This window comes from Gilliamella sp. LMG 34362, assembly GCF_984569125.1.
Genome location: NZ_OZ474902.1, coordinates 2,077,200 through 2,102,205, shown reverse-complemented (window position 1 = coordinate 2,102,205; position 25,006 = coordinate 2,077,200). Strand labels below are relative to the sequence as shown.

Below are 25,006 nucleotides of genomic sequence, written 5' to 3'. Positions count from 1 at the left end.
TAATTAATATGTCCTGAATCGGTTATCTAAATCTAAAACTTACAATTCAACCACTCGATCAAACAATGGACTATCGGTTAATCTATGGGTGACCATTAGTAATGTTTTATTCTTACAGATTTGTTTAATCAGCTCGATGATCTGCTGTTCGGTTTGTTGGTCAAGGCTTTCAGTTGGTTCATCCATTAGGATTAGTGGTGAGTTATGTAATAATGCTCGAGCAATGCCGATACGGCGAATTTCGCCGCCAGATAGAGCGCGCCCACCTTGTCCTAATGGTAAATTCAAACCTTGATCAGTTGCTAACAATTTTGATAGTTCAACTTGATGTAATACATCGATCAACTGTTGGTCAGATGCCTGTCGGTTACCAATTAGCAAATTCTGTTTAAGTGTATCACTAAAAATAGTAATAACCTGAGGTACAACCGCAATGGTTTGGCGGAGTGTAGCTTCATCAAGTTGATCAACTGGAATATCATTGATCAAAATTTTTCCAGAGTTTGCTTCCCATGTGCGAGTAACTAAATTAAGCAGTGTTGATTTGCCGCAGCCAGTTTTACCTATTAAACCAACATGTTGACCGGAATTTATGGTTAATGAAAAGTGACTTAAAATAGCAAAAGGTTGATTGGGATAACTAAAACTAATGTCATCGAATTGTAGTTTAGCAATAGATAAATCGATAGTTTTGCCTTGTTCAATAAATTTGATATGAGGTGTTTGGTTAAATAAAGTTGTTGTGCGTGTTGCGGATGTTAATACCTGTCCTAAAAAGATAAATGCTCCTGGTATGGGCGCTAGAATTTCACTACTAGCCAAGCAAACAAAAACAAATAAGGCAACTAAAGGTGATAATGTGTATTGAGTGATCAACCACAGTACCAATAAAGTTAAAAAACCAGCAATCAATACGACGAGCGCACTTGATAGTGCCATTAATGTTGATTGGCGTTGTTGATGAAAAAGCCAGTCTGATTCAAGTTTATCTAGTTTTGTACGATAACGATGTTGCGCATTAAATAACGTTAGTTCAGCTTGACCTTGTAAATAATTAATTAATAACGCCCTATATTCACTTTGTTGTTTAGCTAATGTTTCTCCTAACTGTTTGCCTGCATGATAAAAAATGACAGGTATAGCAAGTAAGGTAATTGTTAACACGATAGTAATGATTAAGGCAATGGGTAAATTGATATAACTTAGCCCGACAAACAGCAACAAAATCATGACTAATGCTGTAACAATTGGTGAAAATAGTTTTAAGTAGAGATGATCAAGTGCATCAATATCGACAATAAAACGGTTAAGTAAATCAGCTTTTTGATATTGAGCTAATTGGTTAGCACTGAGTGGTAAAATCTTTCTAAATGCTAACGTTCTTAAATAAGCTAAAATTTTAAAGGTAGTGTTATGATCAACTAAGCGCTCAACATAGCGTGATGCTGTTCGGGTAATTGCTGCTGCTCTTACACCAGCTGCAGGTAACATGTAATTAAAGGTATATAAACCTGCAACACCTACAACGGCTGTAGAGGCTAAAAACCATCCCGATAATGAGAGCAAAAAGACACTGGCAAATAGCGTAAGAATAGATAAACTAAGCCCAATAACGATTTGCCAAAAGTAGTGCTTATAAAGAGCAATATAAGGACGTAATAGCGTTAGCATGAACTCTCCTTAATAGCGTTAATTTGTCCTTTTGAAAGTTTCCAAACTAGCTCAAAATCATGCATATCATCATGTTGATGAGTTATGGTAATACTGTTAGTGGCAATATCATATGGTGCTAACAATTCTACTGTCTGTTTATCTAAACTTGCGGTTGGTTCATCTAGGATTAGTAATTGGCAAGGTTTTAGCATTGCTCTGGCAAGCGCTACACGTTGGGCTTGTCCTACTGATAATCGTACCGCATCATCACCGACCTGTGTCTCCACTCCTTCAGGCAGTTTAGCGATAACATCAGATAATTGTGCTTTGGCTATCACTTCATCAAGCTCACTAGTGGTTGCAGTGGGTTTACCAAGTAGAATATTTTCACGAATCGAACCGTTAATGAGATAAGGATTTTGGCCAATCCAACTTATTTGTTGTTGCCAACTTTTTAAATCTAAATGATTAAATTCAATACCATTAATTTTGAGTGAACCTTGATAAGGCAAAAATCCAAGTAATACTTGCATGAGCGAGCTTTTTCCTTCACCACTAGTGCCAATTAAAGCTAGTTTAAAGGGCGCATGTAATGAAAAGCTAAGTGGCCCAACAATCGGCAGAGCTTCATTGGATAGTACGATCAGATCTTTGGCTTCAATTGTTTTTAAAACCCCAATATCTAGATAATTGTTTGCTTGCAATTGATTCAAGTTAGTTTTTGGCTGAGCGTTATCAACTTGTTTCGGTAAATTTTTATTTAAAAAAGTTTCGATATTATCAGCAGCAGCAATAGCTTCGGCTTTAGCATGATAATAGACTCCGAGATCTCGTAAGGGTTGAAAATACTCAGGTGCTAAAATTAATGCAAAAAAACCAGCAAATAAAGTAACAGTTCCATTATAGGCACCAAAATCAAATTCGCCTAAATAAGAAAAACCAAAATAGACAGCCACAATAGCAATTGAAATTGAGGTAAAAAACTCTAACACAGCAGAGGATAAAAAGGCCATTTTTAACACTTGCATGGTTTTAACTCGGAAATCTTCAGATGCTCGAACGATTTCTTCCGTTTGTTGTTCACCTTGATGGAATAAACGAATTGTGTTAAGTCCTTTTAATCGATCTAAGAAATGGCCACTTAAATAAGCTAACGCTTTAAAATGGCGTCGATTAATGTCAGCTGCTCCCATTCCCACTAAAATCATAAAAATAGGGATCAGGGGGGCTGTGCAAAGCAAAATAACGGCAGCAGCCCAGTTGAAAGGGAAGATAGCAATACAAATTAATATTGGTACCATGCTGGCTAAACGCATTTGCGGTAAATAACGAGCAAAAAAATCATGTAAATTATCGACTTGTTCAATAACTAACGTACTCCATGCTCCGGTAGTGCTTTGATTTAAATAAGCAGGACCAAATAATTCAAACTGATCGATTAATTTTTTTCTAATTTGTTTACGGATCTTTTGACCTAAAGCAAAGTTAATCTTTTCACGAAAATAAATTAACGATCCTCGAGCCAGTAAAATGAAAATTAAAGATAAAAAGTAAGGAATAACCGTCAAAAAAGACTGTTGTTCAATAATTAATCTTTGTAAAATAATCGCCAAAAAAGCTGCTTGAGCAATCATTAAAATACTTAACATAAATCCAGTTAAAACCGAAGCCCGTAAATCTGACTTGTGTATTTTGGTGTGTTGTTTTAACCAGTTAAGTAAATAAGTTTGGCGTTGTTTATCTAAAGACATATTATTTAGCTGATTCTATTTTAAATTGTCTAAATAATGTTCAGCATCTAACGCTGCCATACATCCCGTTCCAGCTGATGTAATTGCTTGTCGATAAATATGATCCATAACATCACCGGCAGCAAAAATACCCTCAATGCTAGTTTGAGTTGCATTACCTTGTGTGCCTGATTGCACTTTTATATAGCCATTATTTAGTTCAAGTTGGCCGTCAAAAATAGCAGTATTAGGTTTGTGACCTATAGCAATAAAAACGCCCATTACATTAATTTCTTCGCTAATATTGGGATCCTGGCTACTACGAATTCTAACTCCTGTTACGCCCATATTATCACCTAGAATTTCATCAATAATTTGATGGGTATGCAATATAACTTTACCTTCTTGTACTTTTTCATATAAGCGGTCCATTAATATTTTTTCAGCCCTAAAACCATCACGACGATGGATCAAATGAACTTCACTAGCGATATTGGCTAAATAGAGAGTTTCTTCAACAGCAGTATTGCCTCCACCGACAACAGCAACTTTTTGGTTACGATAGAAGAAACCGTCACAAGTAGCACAAGCTGACACTCCTTTACTTTTAAATGCTTCCTCCGATGGTAAACCAAGATATTGTGCTGATGCGCCTGTTGCGATGATTAATGCATCACAACTATATTCAGTATCACTGCCAAAAAGTTTGAATGGTTTTTGGCTAAAGTCAACACGATCAATATGATCTAAAATGATTTCTGTATTAAATCGTTCTGCTTGTTGTTGCATTTTTATCATTAATTCTGGCCCAGTAAGTTCCGGGTCGCCAGCCGGCCAGTTTTCTATTTCGGTGGTTGTAGTAAGCTGCCCACCTTGTTGCGTACCAGTAATTAATACTGGTGATAAGTTTGCTCGTGCAGCATAAACAGCCGCTGTGTAGCCAGCAGGTCCTGACCCTAGTATCAATAAACGGGCATGTTTGGTCTTCATGTTATATCCTTCTTTATTCTAATATTCTGGCTAATTTGAATATGGTTAGCGCAATTTATAGTTGATAAGTCTAACATTATCAAGCTTTATCGTGCAAAAAAATTGGTTATCATAGCGATAGGTAGCGGTGATAATTTGAATCGCTATTGAATTTTTTATTTCTTTATATTTTTATTTTTTTTATTAGGTTTTACGTTTAAACGTTTTGTGTTGTTTATATTAATTTTTTAAGTTTTCAATTAGATCTTAAAGATTATTGTTATTAAATAATGAGATTAAATCAGTTTCATTTAAAAGCAAATACTATGATTACACCCTCACAATAAACAGTGGAAGCTCTGTTAGCTAAAACAAAGTGGGTAAAAAACTCCAAATTCCAAGCAAAAAATATTAGTGATCTGTAAATTGGTAATATTTTATTTGGTATTAAATTTATTTTTCAGTCGCTATCGTTAATGTTGCAATATTGTATCCGTTGATGAATTGATTTTTTAGATATTGGCCTTCATGCCGCCGGTTGGCGACAGAAGGAAATTTGTAATTGATTATGATAAATAAGTGGTTACATCTTGAAGTGACCAGCGGATATGTGGTTGTTGCTCATTAACTCGATAACCAAATGCTAAACAGAGTCCAACTCCAAAAGTTTCACCACTAAACTGTGGAATATGTTTTTCTAAAATCTGTATGACTTTATCATGTTCAAATCCACCAATAGCACAAGAATCTATACCTCGATAAGCCGCTGCTGTCATCATATTTGCTGCAGCTAGATAATCTTGCATTTCTGACCAATGATTTACAGTTAAACCATTTGCTAAACCAAATTTAGTAAAATTAATAAAATCTTGGCAAGCAATATCAATTGCGGTTTGATCATTTTGATCAGGTAACGTTCTCGCTACAGCTTGACGTAAATAGTGACTTTGTGAAGTAAAGTTACTGGCTTTCCGATAAAGTACAATCACATAGTGTGAGCAACTAGTAACTTGCTCTTGGTTATAACAAATAGCACGTAATTCAGTTTTAATATCTGCATTATCGACAACTACAAAATGCCAAGGCTCCATCCCAAATGATGAAGGTGATAAACGACCAGCCTCTAAAATTGCTTCAAGATCTTCATGATTAATTTTTTTTGATTCATCAAACCGTTTACAAGCGTGTCTAAACTCGAAAGCTAGAGATAGTTTATCCATAGTGTCTCCTAAGATTTTAAATTCCATGGCGCAACTTTTAATAATAACACCATACCAGGTATGGCTAGCATCGTACATAAACCGAAAAAGCTTGTCCAGCCTAAATAATCGACCATAATTCCTGTTGTCGAATTAATAAGTGTTCGAGGAATAGAGGCAATACTGGTAAATAACGCAAACTGTGTTGCAGTATATAATGGATTTGTGGTCTTAGCGATAAAAGCAACAAATGCTGCTGAGCCAAGGCCTACACCTAATGCTTCAAATCCAATGACTAATGCTAATAAAATTTTTTGATGTGTATTGATCTCATCAAAAGGCCCTTCGATCGATAACCAAGCAAAACCTAAAATAGAGATAACTTGGACAAAACCAAAACACCATAAAGCGCGATTAATTCCTATTTTTATCATTAATATACCGCCAATTAGAGCACCAAAAACACTTGGCCATAATGATGCATTTTTAGCAATCCAACCCACATCAAAACGGCTAAAGCCCATTTTTAGATAAAATGGGGTAGCTAAGGACGTTGCCATGCTGTCCCCTAATTTATATAAAAAGATAAAAGCTAAAATCAATACGGCACTTTTAACACCTTGGCGTGTAATAAATTCACTAAAAGGTTTAATAATAATTTCATCTAAACTATGAGTCTTGGGAATTTGATTGATTGGTTCTTTGACCAGTAATGTCATAATAATTGCTGGTAACATAAATAATGCAGTAATGAGAAAAACACTGTTCCAAGGTAAATAATTTGATAGTATTAATGATAGTGAGCCTGGCACCAATCCGGCAATACGATAAGCATTAGTATGAATACTGTTACCTAATCCAAGTTCTTTATCGAGTAATAATTCACGTCGAAAAGCGTCTAAAGCAATGTCTTGGGTTGCTGAAAAGAGTGCGATAATAAAACAGATATTAGCGATTAACCAAATATCTAACTTTGGGGAGAAAATACCTAAAATCGCAATCGAAAAGAGTAAAACTAGTTGTGAAATAAACATCCAACCTCGACGTCGCCCAAGTTTGAATAGAGAAATATTATCCATAAATGGCGCCCAGATAAATTTGAAAATATATGGCATCTGGGTTAAAGAGAAAATGCCAATGGTTTTTATGTTGATATCTTCGCTAGCCAGCCATGCAGGTAATAGTTGAATTAATAAATAAAAGGGCAATCCGGATGCAAAACCAGTGAAAATGCAGATTAGCATTTTTGTATTAAAAATAGTTTTGAAAATAGAATCTTGCGGATTATTCATTATTTAATATTATTGGTGAGTTTTTAGTGAGGTGCTATCATAGCATAATAATATAAAAAGTAATTGCTAAAGCCATCATAAAACGTTTTACTATAATATAGATTTGTTGATGCCCAGTTTTTTTAAGGCTAAAAAACCAATTAAATCAAATTTCAGTATTCAATGTTGTCAAAATTAGCATGTGACAATGTTTTTCAATCATCATTTAAAATAAAAAATTATATATAAAGTTACCTTAAAAGGGAGTAGCCGTTATGAAAAAAACTGTGAAAGTTGCTGTTTTTAGCAGTAAACATTACGACAGAGAACATCTAGAAATTGCAAATAAACATTTCGGATTTGAAATTGAATATTATGAACATAAATTAAGTCATAAAACGGTGGTTACTGCTGAAGGATATGATGCTGTATGTGTTTTTGTAAATGATGAAGTGGATAAACGAGTATTACAAAAATTGGCTCATTATGGAATCAAAATTTTAGCTTTGCGCTGCGCTGGTTTTGATAATGTCGATCTAGCTGAAGCTAAAAAATTAGGTATTACTGTAGTGCGTGTTCCTGCTTATTCGCCAGAGGCTGTGGCTGAACATGCTGTTGCATTAATGATGACATTAAACCGTAGAACACATAAAGCTTATCAACGTACACGTGATGCCAACTTTTCTTTAGAAGGATTGACAGGTTTTAATATGCATAATCGTACCGCTGGGGTTATTGGCACAGGTAAAATAGGTCAAGCTGTTACTCGTATTCTAAAAGGATTTGGCATGAATATTTTAGCTTATGATCCTTATCCTAATGATATCGTTGTTGAGTTAGGTGCACAGTATGTTCAGTTAGATGAACTGTATGCTAAATCAGACGTGATTACTTTACATTGTCCGATGTCACCAGAAAATTATCATTTGCTCAATAAAGAGGCATTTGACAAAATGAAAAAAGGTGTGATGATTATTAATACCAGCCGTGGTGGTTTATTAGATGCAACAGCAGCCATTGAAGCGTTAAAACAAACTAAAATTGGTGCATTAGGGATGGATGTGTATGAAAACGAACGTGATCTGTTTTTCGAAGATAAATCCAACGATGTTATTTTAGATGATGTATTCCGTCGTTTATCATCATGTCATAACGTGTTATTCACTGGTCATCAAGCATTTTTAACCCAAGAAGCATTGTTAAATATTTCCGATACAACATTAAATAATATTGCCCAAATTTCAGAAGGCAAAGAATGTCAAAATATTGTTAAATAACAAGAAATAATTTAATATGTCGCCGTTATTTTAATTAATTAAATATGGATGATTTATGCAACGTATCGTTATTTGTCTCATGATGATTTTATGGCTTGCTGCTTGTTCTAGTGGCGGTTCTTCTAAAACTCCAATGCAGAAACATCGAGGACATTCAGATGTAAAAGGTGGTGTTTATTTAGAGAAACAGCATGAACAGCCGAAACCTGATAGTGCACCTTTATCTGTTGATAAAGAAAAGTTTATTGCCATGATGGTAAAAAAACATGGTTTTAATCGTCAACAACTTCGTACAGTTTTAGAACAGACAAACAAACTTGATTGGGTAATTGGTTTAATGGATAAACAAGCACCTAAATCAGGCTCTTCAAATGTACCGAATGGCGCTTGGATTCGCTATAAAAATAAATTCATTACACCAAATAATTTGCCTAAAGGTGTTGATTTTTGGAATAAATATGATAAAGATTTACAACGAGCATATAAAGAATATGGTGTACCACCTGAAATCATCGTCGGTATTATTGGCGTTGAGACAGGTTGGGGACGAGTAATGGGCAAAACAAAAATAATTGATGCATTATCAACGCTAGCATTCCACTATCCTAGAAGATCACAATATTTTGCTAAAGAATTGGAAGATTTTTTAATTATGTGTCGTGATGAAGGAGTGGATCCTTTTGATTTAAATGGATCATTTGCAGGTGCTATGGGATATGGTCAGTTTATGCCATCAGCATTTAGAAATCATGCGGTTGACTTTAATCATGATGGTCATATTGATTTATGGGATCCTGTTGATGCGATTGGTAGTGTGGCTAATTATTTCAAATCACATGGTTGGCAACGCAATAGAAAAGTTGCTGTAGTTGCTGATGGGCAAGCGCTTTCTCTGGATACAGGTTTTAGTACCAAATATTCAATTGAGCATTTGGCTAAATCAGGACTAAAACCGAAAAGCTCCTTAGAAGGCCATAAAGAAGTTAGTTTGTTACGTTTAGATATGGGTGATAGTTATCAATTTTGGTATGGTTTACCTAATTTTTATGTCATTACTCGTTATAATCATAGTACACATTATGCGATGGCGGTATGGCAATTAGGATTAGCGGTTAAACAAGCCAGATAAAATAACGCAAAATCCAAAAACTGTAGGTCGCAATTTGCGACCTTTTTTATTAATTCCTGTAAACGCCACTCAAAAATTGAGGAGAGGGGTTTTTATAACCTGAAAATTAGTTAAATCAAAGTAAATAACTATTCTAGATGCTTGCAAAAATACTATCGATTCCCACAATATTTTATTGCTAAAAAAATAATGTTCTGAGGTTTATGTTTTTACGTGTGCTGATAATCAATGGCATTTAGGATGGAAAATATCAAAGAATGCTTTATTAGAACTTAATAAAAAAATAATTAATCATATAATGATTATTTTTGTTTAGCTGTATTAATAATAATTCTACGAAAATAAAATAATCTAGCTAAAACTTAAACTCTTTTAATAATCAAACTTAGAACGATAAAATGGTTTAAGATTATCTTAATAGCTTAGAATTAAGATCGATTCATTCTGCATCGAAACAATTTTTTTTTACAAAACTTAACAATTTTTAGCCTAAAAAATTGTTGCATAGTTTTTCCCAGTAATTATACTTTTTCCGTTCACTGCAAAAAGTGATTAGATAGATTATTATTTAGTTATTTGAGCAAGGAAAGTTCAAATTAAACATTAATTTAATTGACAGGATTGTCGCGATGCATTATAATTTTAACACCAAACACCAAACACCAAACCTGTAAAACTAACTTTATTTTCAAGTTTATTTTTATCAAGTCCACTCTATTTAGTTCCAGTACTATTTTTTTTATCACTTCCATTTAATAGCTACGCTTTGACGACGAGTACAACGAATTTTGTTCATGGTAATGCACCTTATTTAACCTTCGATGATGGTCAAACTCGCGTTACTGATATGAGTAATTTACTTGGTATCAGCTTATCTGATGGTAGAACTTATTTACCAAATAATAATTCAGCGACCAATCCGATTGTATTGCCGGATATAAATGAAACATTAATTAATGTTAATATGTTAGTACCAACCAATGTGGACTCAATCGCATTAAATACGCTTATTGGAGCGCCCTATAATTATTGGGGAGATGATGATGGCGATGGCCAAGGCAGTAATGGTATTGCAGTGACTGGTAATTTAACGCTCACCATTACTGATAAAAATAATCAAAAAGTACTGCGTAATACCGCATTAGATATTTGTAATGCACCTTATAAAGTCGTATTGAGTAGTGATGGTGGTACATTATCTACCCAGTATGGTATGCCTAATAGTAGTGATTTTAGTGGTGGTAGTGCGACTTATTACATTAATCCTAAAGATCGTCCAAAGACCTGTTTTGCTAGGCCAATATTAACATATGGTTCAAATACTGAGATTAGTGACATAGACTTTCGCGGTCCGGCTTCAATGTGGGATCCAAGTAGAGGTTTTATTGTGCAGTCTACGGATCCATCATCTTATGGTTTGAATTTCCCAACAACTGGTGCTAATAATCTATATTTTGATTTAGATATTGGTGGTGTAGGGGCATTGAGATGGGATCCGGTTACTCATGATGGAGTAACCGCGACCATGACGCCGAACTCTTCCGGTAGCTATGTTCGTGTTACACTTACCGGTCCTGCAGCAAACGAAGTTCAATCGGAATCGGATTCTCCCGGTATTATATATAGACCTTCTTTACCTCAGACATTCGAGTTGGTTGGTAGAGATAGTTTAGGTAATGCAATTATTAAATATGGTTTTCAGTTAAAACAATGGTTCGTTAATCGTAGAACTGTTTATCGCAATTATTTTAATACATTATCATGGTGTGACAGTATCGGTTATCGGATGGTACAGGTTAAAGACTTAACTAATGCTATTTGTACTGGCGTATGGAGCGGTAGTCATTGTCAAGGTTCTGTCGCGGCTAAACCACCATCAACTGGTAATAATTACCAACGTAGAATCGGTTCAGGTTTTTTTTCCGAGTGGGGGTACATGGATTTTTATTTTAATGCCAGTGTTGATGATTATCGATACAACTATTGGACTAGCGATATTACTTCGGATGGTATCCAGTTTTCAGTTTATCCTAACAATGGTCATGTAAATAGGAATCATTCTAGCGAGACAACCTTAAGGGGGACGTGTTCTATGCCTTAAGATTGCATTATTAGCTATCATAAATCGATATGAATATTTAATGGTTAACTTTAGGACAGAATGCTAAAGATCAAGGAAATCAATTAGAAAAAGATGAACAGTTATTATATTAATAGTGATTTTTATTGTGTATTAGTCATTAGTGTCTATTTTTTTCAAATTACATAATTAAGATGCCTAGAAATATTTGGAAATCATATTAAAAAGCAACAATCTTTGAGAATGACATCAAAAAAATAATAATAGGTTCAATCGTTTAAATCTTATAAAATAAATACTTACTTGATAAGTATATGAGCAATTATTTACAAAAGTTAACAATTTTTAGGAAAAAAAATTGTTGCATAGTTTTTCCTAGTAATTATACTTTTCCCGTTTACTCACAAAAAGTGATTAGATAGATTATTATTTAGCTATTTGAGCAGGGAAAGTTCAAATTAAACATTAAGTTACTTGACAGGGGTTGTCGCAATGCATTATAATTTTAACACCAAACACCAAACACCAAACCTGTAAAACCAACCTTATTTTTAAGTTTATTTTTATCAAGTCCACTCTATTTAGTTCCAGTACTATTTTTTTTATCACTTCCATTTAGTAGCCATGCTTTGACGACGAGTACAACGAATTTTATTCATGGTAATGCACCTTATTTAACTTTCGATGATGGTCAAACTCGCGTTACTGATATGAGTAATTTACTTGGTATCAGTTTATCTGATGGTAGAACTTATTCGCCAAATAATAATTCAGCAACCAACCCAATTGTATTGCCCGAAATGAATGAGACATTAATTAATGTTAATATGTTAGTACCAACCAATGTGAACTCAATCGCATTAAATACGCTTATTGGAGCACCCTATAATTATTGGGGGGATGATGATGGCGATGGTCAAGGTAGTAATGGTATTGCAGTAACAGGTAATTTAACCCTTACCATTACTGATAAAAATAATAAAAAAGTACTGCGTAATACCGCATTAGATATCTGTAATGCACCTTATAAGGTCGTATTAAGTAGTGATGGTGGTACATTATCTACCCAGTATGGTGTACCTAATAGTACTAATTTTAATGCTAGTCGTGCGACTTATTACATTAACCCTAAGGCGCTGCCAAAATTATGCTTTGTTCGTCCTGAATTGAAATTTGGATCGGATAAGGTGATTAAAGGTACAGACTTTGGTGGTCCAGCTTCAATGTGGAATCCGAATGAAGGTTTTATTCCGCAGTCTAAGGATCCTTCATCTTACGGTTTAAATTTCCCTACAACTGGTGCTAACAATTTGTATTTTTATTTAAAATTAGCTGGTAAAAACTCTTTATCATGGGCGAGTCCTATTTCTCGAGGTGGTATTACTGCTACCATAACACCTAATTCATCTGGTACTAGTGTTCGTGTTAAATTGACAGGTCCTTTTGCGAATGAATCACAATGGAGGTTAGATTCACCAGCTCGTATTACAAAACCAACATTACCACAGACATTTGAATTAGCTGGTAAAGATAGTAAAGGTAATGTAGTGGTTAAGTATGGCTTTCAAATAAAAAAATGGTTCGTTAATCGTGGAACTGTTTATCAAAACTATTCAAATACATTGTCATGGTGTAATAGTATCGGTTATCGTATCGTAAAGGTTCAGGATTTAACTAACGCATCTTGTAATGGCAAAGGTTCTGGTTCTCATTGTCAAGGTGCTGTGGGTGTTAAACCATCATCACTTAACAATAATTACCAACGTAGAATTGGTGGGGGATTGTTTTCGGAGTGGGGCTACATGAATAACTACACGGGAGCTAACTTTGACTCAGACTATCATGATAGTAATGCTCAAGGTAAGCAGAATAGTTCTAATTCAAGCATTGGCCATGCCTATTGGACAAGTGATCCTATCGGTAATGATAATTTTGTCGTATCCTCTAGTAGTGGTTATATCAATCGTTTTAGTTTGGATTATGGTCACGATGGAGTGTGTACCTATCCTTAATGATATGGAGCCTCAGAGCCCGAGCAGCCAATAAATAATGGCTGCTTAAAATTCAATAGAACTGGCATATTTCTATTTCGATTTAGGGGGATTAAATTTTGAGGAACGGTGTTTTTAGATACAAAGATCTTTAAAATCTAAAATCACCACAATATCATGTACCAATAGTAATTTCATTAATATACTAATTGAGTATATTTACAAAAGTTAACATTTTTTAGAAAAAAATTGTTGCATAGTTTTTCCCAGTAATTATACTCTTTCCGTTCACTACAAAAAGTGATTAGATAGATTATTATTTAGCTGTTTGAGCAAGGAAAGTTCAAATTAAACATTAATTTAATTGACAGGATTGTCGCAATGGATTATAATTTTAACACCAAACACCAAACCTGTAAAACTAACCTTATTTTCAAGTTTATTTTTATCAAGTCCACTCTATTTAGTTTCAGTACTATTTTTTTTATCACTTCCATTTAGTTGCCACGCTTTGACGACGAGTACAACGAATTTTATTCATGGTAATGCACCTTATTTAACTTTCGATGATGGCCAAACTCACGTTACTGATATGAGTAATTTACTTGGTATCAGCTTATCTGACGGTAGAACTTATTCGCCAAATAATAATTCAGCGACCAATCCGATTGTATTGCCGGATATAAATGAGACATTAATTAATGTTAATATGTTAGTACCAACCAATGCGGACTCAATCGCATTAAATACGCTTATTGGAGCGCCCTATAATTATTGGGGGGATGATGATGGCGATGGTCAAGGCAGTAATGGTATTGCAGTAACAGGTAATTTAACGCTCACCATTACTGATAAAAATAATCAAAAAGTACTGCGTAATACCGCATTAGATATTTGTAATGCACCTTATAAAGTGGTATTGAGTAGTGATGGTGGTACATTATCTACCCAGTATGGTGTACCTAATAGTAGTGATTTTAGTGGTGGTAGTGCGACTTATTATATTAATCCTAAAGATCGTCCAAAGGTCTGTTTTGCGAAACCTACATTGAGATATGGTTCAGATACTGAGATTAGAGGTATAGACTTTCGTGGTCCGGCTTCAATGTGGGATCCGAATAAAGGTTTTATTGTGCAGTCTAGGGATCCATTATCTTATGGTTTGAATTTCCCAACAACTGGTGCTAATAATCTATATTTTGATTTAGATATTGGTGGTGTAGGGCCATTGAGATGGGATCCGGTTACTCACGATGGAATAACCGCGACCATGACGCCGAACTCCTCCGGTACCACTGTTCGTGTTACACTCACTGGTCCTGTTGCTAACGAAGCCCAATGGCAATCAGATTCTCCTGGTATTATATATAGACCTTCTTTACCTCAGGCATTCGAGTTGGTTGGTAGAGATAGTTTAGATAATGAAATTCTTAAATATGGTTTTCAATTAAAGCAATGGTTTATCAATCGAGGCGTTAACAAATACATTTATGAAAGTACTTCTTCATGGTGTAGTAATATAGGTTATCGTATTCCTACAGTAAAAGATTTAACTAATTCAGTTTGTGAGGGTATATGGAGTCACTCTCGTTGTAAGGATATGGAAGGTGGGATGCCTCCTTCCTCCGGTAATCATTACCAACGCACAATAGGGGCAGGATTTTTTTCTGAATGGGGATTCATGTATTATTACACGGACGCTAATTTTGGTCATAGTGATTACTATTGGACGAGTGAACTTGGGGGTAACGAACGGTTAGATGTTAGCTCTGATGGTGGGCATGTGTTTTGGGCTGGTTATTCATCTTACAGTGTTTATGGTATTTGCTTATTACCTTAGTTATCAATTCTAGGTTTGATAAGTAATATAGTACAAATAGAATCAAATAGAATTATTCGAGTTTAAGATAAATAAAATTATCATATGGATAGATGATCGTACCGGTAATGATAATTTTGTCGTTCTCGCTAGTAGTGGTTATATTAATCGTTTTAGTTTAGATTATGGTCACGATGGAGTGTGCACCTATCCTTAATGGTATGGAGCCTCAGAGTCCGAGCAGCCAATAATGGCTGCTTAAAATTCAATAGAACTGGCATATTTCTATTTCGATTTAGGGGGATTAAATTTTGAGGAACGGTGTTTTTAGATACTAGGATCTTTAAAATCTAAAATCACATGAAATATCATGTACCAATAGTAATTTCATTGAAACACTAATTAAGTATATTTACAAAAGTTAACATTTTTTAGAAAAAAATTGTTGCATAGTTTTTCGCAGTAATTATACTTTTGCCGTTCACTGCAAAAAGTGATTATATAGATTATTATTTCGCTATTTGAGCAAGGAAAGTTCAAATTAAACATTAAGTTACTTGACAGGATTGTCGCGATGCATTATAATTTTAACACCAAACACCAAACACCAAACCTGTAAAACTAACCTTATTTTCAAGTTTATTTTTATCAAGTCCACTCTATTTAGTTCCAGTACTATTTTTTTTATCACTTCCATTTAGTAGCTATGCTTTGACGACGAGTACAACGAATTTTATTCATGGTAATGCACCTTATTTAACTTTCGATGATGGTCAAAGTCGCGTTACTGATATGAGTAATTTACTTGGTATCAGTTTATCTGATGGTAGAACTTATTCGCCAAATAATAATTCAGCAACCAACCCAATTGTATTGCCCGAAATGAATGAGACATTAATTAATGTCAATATGTTAGTACCAACCAATGCGGACTCAATTGCATTAAATACGCTTATTGGAGCGCCCTATAATTATTGGGGGGATGATGATGGCGATGGTCAAGGCAGTAATGGTATTGCAGTAACAGGTAATTTAACGCTTACCATTACTGATAAAAATAATAAAAAAGTACTGCGTAATACCGCATTAGATATTTGTAATGCACCTTATAAAGTGGTATTGAGTAGTGATGGTGGTACATTATCTACCCAGTATGGTGTACCTAATAGTAGTGATTTTAGTGGTGGTAGTGCGACTTATTATATTAATCCTAAAGATCGTCCAAAGGTCTGTTTTGCGAAACCTACATTGAGATATGGTTCAGATACTGAGATTAGTGGTATAGACTTTCGTGGTCCGGCTTCAATGTGGGATCCGAATAAAGGTTTTATTGTGCAGTCTAGGGATCCTTCATCTTATGGTTTGAATTTCCCAACAACTGGTGCTAATAATCTATATTTTGATTTAGATATTGGTGGTGTAGGGGCATTGAGATGGGATCCGGTTACTCACGATGGAATAACCGCGACCATGACGCCGAACTCTTCCGGTACCACTGTTCGCGTTACACTTACCGGTCCTGTTGCTAACGAAGCTCAATGGCAATCAGATTCTCCTGGTATTATATATAGACCTTCTTTACCTCAGACATTCGAGTTGGTTGGTAGAGATAGTTTAGATAATGAAATTCTTAAATATGGTTTTCAATTAAAGAAATGGTTCATCAATCGAGGTAATAAAAGTTCTAATTATAGTTTAGCATTATCATGGTGTAGGAGTATTGGTTACAGTGTACCTCAAGTTAAGGATTTAACTAATGCGGTTTGTTCAGGGCCATGGAGTGGTGATAACTGTCAGGGTGCTATCGGAGCCATACCTTCATCTACTGGTAATTACTACCAGCGTCGAATAAATGCTGGATTTTTTACTGAATGGGGATACCTAACCAACTACATTGGTGCGGGTACAGGTCATTATTATTTGTATTGGACTAGAGATCAATCAGGAAGTGAGCAGTTTATTGTTTACCCGTATGGAGGGGATGTTTATATGTACAATCCAGCTATTGACTTTTACGAACCCTACAGTTTTTATGCTCTGTGTACTTCATCTTAGTTGTTGTTTCTTGAATCGAGATTGAATAACTAAAATAGAGTCACGTAAAATTATTCTTGTTTAGGATAAATAGAGAAGTCATATTAACCGCTCTAAATAAGAGCGGTTAATATTTTTGAGAACAGGGATTTTAAGTATAAATTAAGAAACGATTAGTTTGACTGAAATTAATAATAAGAAGATACCAAAATATCTAATTAGTTTATTTATTGATAATTTTTGAGCAATTTGAACTCCGACTTTTGCCATGGGTATGCTAGCTAACATAATTGATAATACTGCGGGTAAATAGACGAAACCTAAACTGTATTCTGGCAGTTCTTTGATATTCCATCCAGCAATGATATAACCAATAGTACCACCTAAGGCTACAGGTAAGGTAAATGCCGCAGAAGTACCGATCGCTTTTCGCATATCCACGCCGCATTTCTTTAAAAAAGGTACCACTAACACACCACCACCTACACCAACTAATGCGGCGAATACACCAATTAATCCGCCGATGAAGATATAGATTGTGTTAGGTAATAATGTCGCTTGGCTATTTTGTTTTTTCGCAACTTTTCCAGTTTTTAGAATAAATTTACTGCCTGTATAGATGAGGAAAACAATAAAAATCCATTTGAGCCAAATACCGGGAATATAAGGTGTCATGTAGGATCCGCCAATAGTGCCAATAATGCAACCTAATACCATCTTTTTTAAGATCGACCAGACAATATTATTATTTTTATTCTGAACCCAACTTGATGATAAGCTAGTACCAATGATCGTTGCTAAAGATGAGGCCACTGCGATATGGTTTATCCATTGCCCACCATGACCAAAATAATCGAGTAGCATAAGTAATGCAGGCACAATTAATGCTCCACCACCAATACCGAACATACCTGCAAGTAACCCAGCCAATGCGCCTATACAAAGCAAGATAATAAATTCAACAATCATACTCTATCCTTAAGTTGTGCATTCATAAAACTAATTATTTGATTATTTAATAGTTATAATAAGTTTTTTGGCAAGTTTATTTAAAATAGTATTGGTTATGTACTATGGCAATATTGTACTGAGGCTAGCTAAAAATACTAGTAGCTAGTTAATTATTGATGACTTATATCAGAAAAAATAATTCAAAAGATGACATATCGTTTAAAAAGACTTATGTTATTTAGCAATTAATATGAATAAATATGTTTAGTTAATTTTTGATGAAAGGGGAAAATAATGAAAGATCGTTTGAAATGGATTGATGAGTTTGGTTTTTTAGCTGAAACTGCAAGTGGGCACTCCTTAGTAATGGATGGCGGTATTGAACATGGTGGTCGAAACCGTGGTGCGAGACCTATGGAGCTTTTGTTACATGGTGCTGCAGGTTGTATGGCTTACGACATTATTGCTATTTTGAAAAATAATAAAAAGGATGTTCGAGATCTTTGGATCGACATTGATAAAACTCAAGCCACCTCTTCGCCAAAAGTGTATACCTCAATTAATTTTCATATTGTAATTACTGGTAATAATATCGATAACGAGGCTGTTGAAAAGGCGATTAAACTTGCATCTGAAAAATATTGTAGTGCTTCAATTATGTTAGGTAAGACAGCCAAAATGTCCTACACTTATGAAATAAGGGATCATGTTTAATAACTTTTTTATAACTGATAGTTATAAATAAATAACCAGCTGATATTAGTCTGAATTGCATTAATCCTTTAAGATTTCATCCTTTATCAGGAAGAAAACAACGAGAGTGATTATGCAACAATTAAGTAAAAATATGCGGTTTCGAGATTTAGTTATTTTGGGATTGCTTTTTATTGGCCCCGCAGCTCCAGTAGGGCTATTTGGAGTTTTAGATGTTATAAGCGATGGTGCCATTGCACTAGTTTATATTGTTGCGACTTTTGTGATGGCGTTTACGGCATTTTCTTATGCAAGAATGTCAAATGCTTTGCCCCATGCAGGCGCTGTATATGCTTATTGTTCTATTGGTATTCATCCTAATGCTGGATTTCTTGTAGGTTGGTTACTTCTACTAGACTATCTGTTTATTCCTGCTGTTGCCTATTTATTTAGTGGTATTTCATTAAATGCCTTAATTCCAGAAGTTCCTGTTTGGATATGGACCTGTTTTGCAGTAGTTATCACTACCATGCTTAATTTAATTGGTGTTAAAAAATCGGCTAGAATCACATTAGTTATCTTAGTCGTTGAGATTGCAGTCCTGTTTGCTGTGCTTTTAGTTGGTATTTGGATTATTACCACGCATGGAACTAAACAAGATTGGCTTACTCCGTTTATTGGTGGTGAGTTATTTAATTGGAGTAGCCTTTTTAATGCGGTCTCTATTGCTGTGCTTTCTTATTTAGGGTTCGATGCTATAGCAACTTTTTCAGAAGAACACAGTGGTAAGCGAAACTTAGTAAGTAAAGCTATTATTAGCTGTTTAATTCTTGCTGGTTGTTTATTTGTAATACAAATTTATATTGGAGCTTTACTTAATCCTTATGATAGCGAATATTTACGTAACCATCCTGAGCTACAAGGCAAAGCTTATTATAATATAGTTAATAATGAAATTAATTTATGGTTAGGATGGTCTCTTAGTTTAATGAAAGCTGTCGGGGCATCATTTGCCGCTATGGTCGGTCAAGCTGCGGCAAGTCGTCTATTATTTAGTATGGGGCGAGATAAAAGATTACCTGCTTTTTTTGCTAAGATTGGTAAGAAAAGTGGTGTGCCTTCGAGAGCAATTTTATTTTCTGCATTGTTTAATCTATTGTTGGTATTTATTGCTGCCAATCATGCTAAGGGATTACCAATGTTAGTTTCATTTGTCGATGTTGGTGCTTTATGTGCATTTATTATGTTACATGTATCAGTAATAGGTTATTTTAAATTTAAAAAACGTTCGAATGGTTGGCGAGCTAATTTATTTGATATTTTAATCCCTATTATTGGCATTGTCGTATTGTTACCTGTGTTGTTACATATTGATAATTATGCAAAAATTATTGGTGGTATTTGGTTAATTATAGGAGTGATTATTCTTATTTTAAGTAAAAATCAAGGCCAAATCGGTTGGTTAGAAGCAAATAAATAATCAAGATTTTGTTTAATCATTTTAGATGCAAAATTTTTTATAAAATCTGAAAAAATTGTCTGTTATATCTATTTAGCACGGCAATTTACTTTTTGCTATTTTTTGGGGTTAATGGTAATTTTTTATTGATGAGCAAGAGTATTGATGACAGCTAAATGATAATTATGGATATTCATCTTCTATTTAATGCTTTATTGTTGCTGTGTTAATGTTTAATCAAGCTGTTAGTTGTCTGAATTTATAACTGATAAAATGTTTTAAAAGCATTTTTAAGCCAAAAAATTTGAGGAAAGGGGTTTTTTAACCTCTTCCTCAAGTAATCATAAGTTTTACTGTAACGAATAACAGGAAGATAGCAAAATAGTTAATCAGTTTCTTTATTGATAGTTACCTTGCAATTTATCTAACAATGTTTGCTATAAGCTTAATAGAGAATACTACCGCTTTTACCAATCTACAAATAAGCTGATAATTGTATTTGTGCTAAATAAGATAATAAACTCAAAGATAATAAAACTTTCTTGTGTACTTTTTTAATTAATCATATTTTGATTAGTTAACTTCTAGATTTTTAATAATTAATAATTGTATCACTGTTTTTTTATAAAGGATGCATAATCATTGTTGTTTTAATAGTTATACTCATAACCTTTTTGTATAATGCTTCTTATTTACGATGTTAAGTTCAATGCTGACAGAAATATTACGTGGCTCGATGATTTCGGCAAGTTTGATTATAGCTATTGGTGCACAAAATTTGTTTGTACTTAAACAGGGGTTATTAAAAAATCATATCTTTTTTGTCGCTGGTATTTGTTTTATCTGTGATTTTACTTTGATGGCTATCGGTATTTGGGGAGTCGGAGCATTTATTAGTCGTAATCCTATCATAACCGACGTGCTTGCCATTTTAGGCGCTTTATTTTTGATTTGGTATGGATTTAATGCCTGCAAGAGTGCAATACAAGGTAACAGCACTATGCAAATTGATTCTACTCAGCAACAAAAGAATGCGTTAACTAAGGTTATATTGTCTACTTTGGCTGTTACTTTACTTAATCCCCATGTTTATTTAGATACAATTGTAATTGTTGGTGGTATAGCTGGCACTTTATCAACTGAGCAAAAATGGGCATTTTTAATTGGTGCTGTTTGTGTTTCTTTTATTTGGTTTTTTGGTATTGGTTACGGTGCTAGGTTACTTATACCATTATTTAAACAAAAAAGAATGTGGGTTATATTGGACTCAATTGTAGGCGTCGTAATGTTCTATATTGCTTACCGACTTATTTTTTATGTTATTTATGGCAGTTGAATGTTGTTAATTTCCCCACAACATTCAACTTGAAAATCAATTAGCATTAGCTTGAGTACAACTTTCTTCATAGCCATTTTGGCAAGCTAGATAATAATAATGTTTGGCTCGTTCTGGATCTTTATCAACTCCCAGCCCTTGTTCATAGATAATTGCTAACATGTATTGGGAGCCTGCTTCGTTTTGAGCGGCTGCAAACTCAAATGATTTTCTGGCTTTGGTATAGTCTTGCTTAAAATAAGTACCTTCATAGAAAAATAAGCCTAAATTGTATTGTGCTAATGGTGATCCTTGTTTGGCAGCTTCGATATCCAATTTTACACCTTTAGCCAAATCTTTGGTTAGTCCAGCATAACCATTGTAGTACATTATAGCCAAATTATGCTTTGCATGACGATCACCACCTTTTGCAGCTATTTCATAATATTTTCTTGCTTTAAATTCATCTTTTTCAACACCACGACCATTTGCATAAAGAACGCCTAAATTATAAGTTGCTTGCATATTTCCTTGTTGTGCGGCTTTTTCATACCATTCTCTAGCTTTGACAAAGTCTTGATAAAAACCTCTATCATCTATATTTTTTTCAATTCCTTTGTATGTCTTTTGGGGTTCGGCTTCTTCATATAGAACACCAAAGTAAAATTGACCGATGGGATCTCCACTTAATGCTGATTCTTCAATCAGTTCTTTACCTTTTTGTTTATTTTTATCAATTCCATAACCAAAAAAGTACATTGAACCCAAAACTGCTTGTGCACTCATATGATGTTGTTCTGTTGCTTTTTCAAACCATTCCTTTGCCTTGGTAAAATCTTGTTTAACTCCTTCACCCTTTAGATACATGCGGCCTAAATAGAATTGAGCTTCAGCATCATTTTGCTGCGTTGCTTTTTTATATTGCTCATCAAAAAAAGCCTCAATATTTTCAACTGCAAAGCTGGTATTTATTGCAAATAAAAATAAGCTAATCATTACTATTAATCTGGTCACTGTTTCACCTTATTTGTCCCTAAAATTTAATATTTATTGTTACTAAATACATTTATATATGGATCTTTAATAAACTAATTGGCATTAAAAATTATTACCATTACATGTATAACTAGAATATGCTGAAATTATCTAATAATAACGTGATATTTATCACAATTATAATATTTTTTGTTTATAACAAAAGTAAGTTTTTAATATTATGCTAATTTATAAATTTGGATTGTTACTGTTTAGTTGACATAACTATTCGGGCAAAACCTAAACATCTTACTCAATGAGGTGTTTAGGTTTTTTTGCTTTAAGAAAGCCAAATATATTAACAACTAGGGAATATCAGTTTTAGCGGGTATGCAAAATTAATTGGATACTGAGTAAATAGGCAAGGAGTTCTTATGACAAACAAACGAGTGAAATTAGCATTATTGGTTAGTGCAGCTTTGGCTGTTGGTCAAGCAGTTGCTATTGAGCAGGTTGAGATTAAAAGTCATCAATTAAAGAAAATTGTAATTGATAATCTAGAATTTAAAGACTTTGATAAAGATGGCAAATTGTCTCCTTTTGAAGATTGGCGTTTGTCGCCTGAAGTTCGTGCTAAAGATCTACTTAGCAAATTGTCGTTAGAAGAAAAAGCAGGGCTGATGATGCATGGTAATGCCAAAAGTTTAGGCGATGAGCTTGGTCATGGAGATAAGTATAATTTAGAAGAAATTAAACAGTTAGTGCTTGATGATAAGGTAAATAGTTTAATTACTCGTTTAGAAGTGAATCCAAAAGATTTTGCTGAGCAAAATAATCAATTACAACAAATTGCAGAGTCCTCTCGTCTGGCTATTCCTCTGACCATTAGTGTTGATCCGCGAAACACTTTCTATTATGGCAATAAAGTAACGAGTAACGCTGGATTTAGCCAATGGCCAGGAACATTAGGCATGGCTGCGATTGGTAACGAGTCTATTATAAATGAGTACGGAAACATTATTCGACAAGAGTATCGTTCACTAGGGGTAACTCAGGCTTTATCTCCCATGGCAGATTTGGGAACCGAACCACGTTGGTCTCGTTTTGAAGGTACATTTGGCGAAGATCCAATGCTAAGTAAAAGTATGGTGCGAGGTTATATTTCAGGTATGCAAAATGGCAAACTTGGCTTAAATTCACAAAGTGTGGCTGCCGTCGTTAAACATTGGGTTGGTTATGGTGCTGCAGAAGAGGGGTTAGATAGTCATAACTCTTATGGTAAATATGCACTCTATACTCATAAAAACAGTTTAGAACAACATATCATACCATTCACTGGCGCATTTGAGGTCAATGTAGCTGCAATTATGCCGACTTATTCTATTTTAAAAAATGCCCAATTAAATGATCATAAAATTGAACCTGTCGGCGGAGGTTTTAATCGCTATTTATTGAAAGATCTATTAAGAGATACTTATCAATTTAAAGGGGTGATTATTAGTGATTGGAATATTACAAAAGATTGTAATGAAGTTTGTATCAACGGTAACCCACCTGATATAGCGCCTAAAGCGGAAGGAATGCCATGGGGAGTAGAAGATCTCACTGTTGAGCAACGTTTTATTAAAGCTATTCAAGCCGGTGTTCAACAATTTGGTGGAGTGAGTGATAGCTCTGTTATTGTGTCAGCTGTAAAAAACAATAAACTGGATGAAAAAACTATTGATAGTGCAGTTTTAGCAATCTTGACGCAAAAATTTGCTTTAGGACAATTTGAAAATCCTTATGTGGATCCTACTGAAGCAAGCCGTTTTGTTGGTAATCAAGATTTCCAAAAAGTTGCTGATAAAGCGCAATTTGATTCATTGGTTTTATTAGAAAATAAAGATAAGATTCTGCCATTGAAATCCAGTAGTAAAGTCTATTTATATGGTTTTACTGAGGATGCTAAAAACTCCTTAAAAGGTAAAATTACTATTGTTGATAAATTGGATCAAGCTGATGTGGTTGTTGCTAGAGTTAATGCGCCTTATGAACAAAAACATAAAAATTACTTCTTTGGTGCAAGATATCATGAAGGTTCATTAGAATATACTGCTGATGATAAAGATATAAAATTTATTAATGAAGCAAGTAAAAAACATCCCGTTGTTGTCACTGTTTATTTAGATAGACCGGCAGTTTTAACTCCAGTAAAACAAATAGCAAATGCAGTGGTTGCAAATTTTGGTGTAAATGATGATGTGTTATTTAAACGTTTATTAGATAGTAAACCATTCAGCGCTAAATTACCATTTGCATTACCAGACTCAATGGATAGTGTTATAAAACAATCTTCTGATTTAGCAAACGATATGCAGGCATTATATCCATTAGGTTATGGTTTAACGCTTTAAGTCGTCTATTTTGTGCTATTGAATTATGTTAAGGCAATAGCACAATTATTATTTTCAGTAGAGTT

The 25,006-nt window shown here is 34.2% G+C and carries 17 protein-coding genes; 10 read left to right on the top strand and 7 right to left on the bottom strand.

Annotation, left to right across the window (positions count from 1 at the left end):
- Positions 1 to 39: 39 nt before the first annotated feature.
- From cydC to AC5LWZ_RS09645, 5 genes are all read right to left on the bottom strand, one after another.
- On the bottom strand, positions 40 to 1,671 hold the full coding sequence (gene cydC / locus AC5LWZ_RS09665; RefSeq protein ID WP_493463594.1) for a heme ABC transporter ATP-binding protein/permease CydC: 1,632 nt from the start codon (positions 1,669 to 1,671) through the stop codon (positions 40 to 42).
- Positions 1,665 to 3,404, bottom strand: a complete 1,740-nt coding sequence (gene cydD / locus AC5LWZ_RS09660; RefSeq protein ID WP_493463593.1) for a heme ABC transporter permease/ATP-binding protein CydD — start codon at positions 3,402 to 3,404, stop codon at positions 1,665 to 1,667. The genes cydC and cydD overlap by 7 nt, the downstream gene beginning before the upstream one ends.
- Before the next feature lie 15 nt (positions 3,405 to 3,419).
- On the bottom strand, positions 3,420 to 4,373 hold the full coding sequence (trxB, locus tag AC5LWZ_RS09655) for a thioredoxin-disulfide reductase (RefSeq protein WP_198200524.1): 954 nt from the start codon (positions 4,371 to 4,373) through the stop codon (positions 3,420 to 3,422).
- Positions 4,374 to 4,918: 545 nt separating this feature from the next.
- Positions 4,919 to 5,572: an NAD(P)H-dependent oxidoreductase gene (locus tag AC5LWZ_RS09650; protein WP_181414634.1), complete on the bottom strand. Its 654-nt coding sequence runs from the start codon at positions 5,570 to 5,572 to the stop codon at positions 4,919 to 4,921.
- Between the two features lie 8 nt (positions 5,573 to 5,580).
- Positions 5,581 to 6,843: an AmpG family muropeptide MFS transporter gene (locus AC5LWZ_RS09645; protein WP_198220705.1), complete on the bottom strand. Its 1,263-nt coding sequence runs from the start codon at positions 6,841 to 6,843 to the stop codon at positions 5,581 to 5,583.
- A 266-nt stretch (positions 6,844 to 7,109) separates the two neighbouring features.
- Here AC5LWZ_RS09645 and AC5LWZ_RS09640 point away from each other — a divergent pair, with 266 nt between their 5' ends.
- From AC5LWZ_RS09640 to AC5LWZ_RS09615, 6 genes are all read left to right on the top strand, one after another.
- Positions 7,110 to 8,099 (top strand): 2-hydroxyacid dehydrogenase, encoded by a 990-nt coding sequence (locus AC5LWZ_RS09640; RefSeq protein WP_363317486.1) that lies wholly within the window; start codon positions 7,110 to 7,112, stop codon positions 8,097 to 8,099.
- Positions 8,100 to 8,154: 55 nt separating this feature from the next.
- Entirely contained in the window at positions 8,155 to 9,228 is a 1,074-nt protein-coding gene (gene mltB, locus AC5LWZ_RS09635) for a lytic murein transglycosylase B (protein ID WP_198200523.1), read from the top strand.
- A gap of 766 nt (positions 9,229 to 9,994) precedes the next feature.
- Positions 9,995 to 11,329: a hypothetical protein gene (locus AC5LWZ_RS09630; RefSeq protein WP_493463592.1), complete on the top strand. Its 1,335-nt coding sequence runs from the start codon at positions 9,995 to 9,997 to the stop codon at positions 11,327 to 11,329.
- Between the two features lie 608 nt (positions 11,330 to 11,937).
- Entirely contained in the window at positions 11,938 to 13,320 is a 1,383-nt protein-coding gene (locus tag AC5LWZ_RS09625; protein ID WP_493463591.1) for a hypothetical protein, read from the top strand.
- A 352-nt stretch (positions 13,321 to 13,672) separates the two neighbouring features.
- Positions 13,673 to 15,139 (top strand): hypothetical protein, encoded by a 1,467-nt coding sequence (locus AC5LWZ_RS09620; protein ID WP_493463590.1) that lies wholly within the window; start codon positions 13,673 to 13,675, stop codon positions 15,137 to 15,139.
- Positions 15,140 to 15,829: 690 nt separating this feature from the next.
- On the top strand, positions 15,830 to 17,173 hold the full coding sequence (locus AC5LWZ_RS09615; RefSeq protein ID WP_493463589.1) for a hypothetical protein: 1,344 nt from the start codon (positions 15,830 to 15,832) through the stop codon (positions 17,171 to 17,173).
- Positions 17,174 to 17,314: 141 nt separating this feature from the next.
- Here AC5LWZ_RS09615 and AC5LWZ_RS09610 read toward each other — a convergent pair whose 3' ends face one another.
- Entirely contained in the window at positions 17,315 to 18,121 is an 807-nt protein-coding gene (locus tag AC5LWZ_RS09610; protein WP_198200515.1) for a sulfite exporter TauE/SafE family protein, read from the bottom strand.
- Positions 18,122 to 18,397: 276 nt separating this feature from the next.
- Here AC5LWZ_RS09610 and AC5LWZ_RS09605 point away from each other — a divergent pair, with 276 nt between their 5' ends.
- The 3 genes from AC5LWZ_RS09605 to AC5LWZ_RS09595 all read left to right on the top strand — a co-directional run bounded on the left by AC5LWZ_RS09605 (position 18,398) and on the right by AC5LWZ_RS09595 (position 21,591).
- Positions 18,398 to 18,817 (top strand): OsmC family protein, encoded by a 420-nt coding sequence (locus AC5LWZ_RS09605; protein WP_110447437.1) that lies wholly within the window; start codon positions 18,398 to 18,400, stop codon positions 18,815 to 18,817.
- A gap of 112 nt (positions 18,818 to 18,929) precedes the next feature.
- The gene (locus AC5LWZ_RS09600; RefSeq protein WP_198200513.1) at positions 18,930 to 20,276 is read left to right on the top strand and encodes an APC family permease; all 1,347 of its coding nucleotides are present in this window, start codon (positions 18,930 to 18,932) and stop codon (positions 20,274 to 20,276) included.
- Between the two features lie 688 nt (positions 20,277 to 20,964).
- A complete protein-coding gene (locus AC5LWZ_RS09595) occupies positions 20,965 to 21,591 on the top strand; it encodes a LysE/ArgO family amino acid transporter (RefSeq protein ID WP_173795321.1) in 627 nt (208 codons plus the stop codon).
- A gap of 36 nt (positions 21,592 to 21,627) precedes the next feature.
- On the opposite strand, the gene AC5LWZ_RS09590 is transcribed toward AC5LWZ_RS09595, so the two are convergent.
- Positions 21,628 to 22,584, bottom strand: coding sequence for a tetratricopeptide repeat protein (locus AC5LWZ_RS09590; RefSeq protein ID WP_493463588.1), 957 nt, complete (start codon positions 22,582 to 22,584; stop codon positions 21,628 to 21,630).
- A 395-nt stretch (positions 22,585 to 22,979) separates the two neighbouring features.
- Between AC5LWZ_RS09590 and AC5LWZ_RS09585 the strand changes: the two genes are divergently transcribed.
- Entirely contained in the window at positions 22,980 to 24,941 is a 1,962-nt protein-coding gene (locus tag AC5LWZ_RS09585; RefSeq protein WP_110447440.1) for a glycoside hydrolase family 3 protein, read from the top strand.
- The last annotated feature ends 65 nt before the right edge of the window (positions 24,942 to 25,006 follow it).

Coding starts and splice junctions, on each gene's coding strand:
- cydC (WP_493463594.1), bottom strand. CDS start 1,671: ATGCTAACGCTATTACGTCCTTATATTGCTCTTTATAAGCACTACTTT.
- AC5LWZ_RS09645 (WP_198220705.1), bottom strand. CDS start 6,843: ATGAATAATCCGCAAGATTCTATTTTCAAAACTATTTTTAATACAAAA.
- AC5LWZ_RS09595 (WP_173795321.1), top strand. CDS start 20,965: ATGCTGACAGAAATATTACGTGGCTCGATGATTTCGGCAAGTTTGATT.
- cydD (WP_493463593.1), bottom strand. CDS start 3,404: ATGTCTTTAGATAAACAACGCCAAACTTATTTACTTAACTGGTTAAAA.
- trxB (WP_198200524.1), bottom strand. CDS start 4,373: ATGAAGACCAAACATGCCCGTTTATTGATACTAGGGTCAGGACCTGCT.
- AC5LWZ_RS09585 (WP_110447440.1), top strand. CDS start 22,980: ATGACAAACAAACGAGTGAAATTAGCATTATTGGTTAGTGCAGCTTTG.
- AC5LWZ_RS09605 (WP_110447437.1), top strand. CDS start 18,398: ATGAAAGATCGTTTGAAATGGATTGATGAGTTTGGTTTTTTAGCTGAA.
- mltB (WP_198200523.1), top strand. CDS start 8,155: ATGCAACGTATCGTTATTTGTCTCATGATGATTTTATGGCTTGCTGCT.
- AC5LWZ_RS09610 (WP_198200515.1), bottom strand. CDS start 18,121: ATGATTGTTGAATTTATTATCTTGCTTTGTATAGGCGCATTGGCTGGG.
- AC5LWZ_RS09600 (WP_198200513.1), top strand. CDS start 18,930: ATGCAACAATTAAGTAAAAATATGCGGTTTCGAGATTTAGTTATTTTG.
- AC5LWZ_RS09650 (WP_181414634.1), bottom strand. CDS start 5,572: ATGGATAAACTATCTCTAGCTTTCGAGTTTAGACACGCTTGTAAACGG.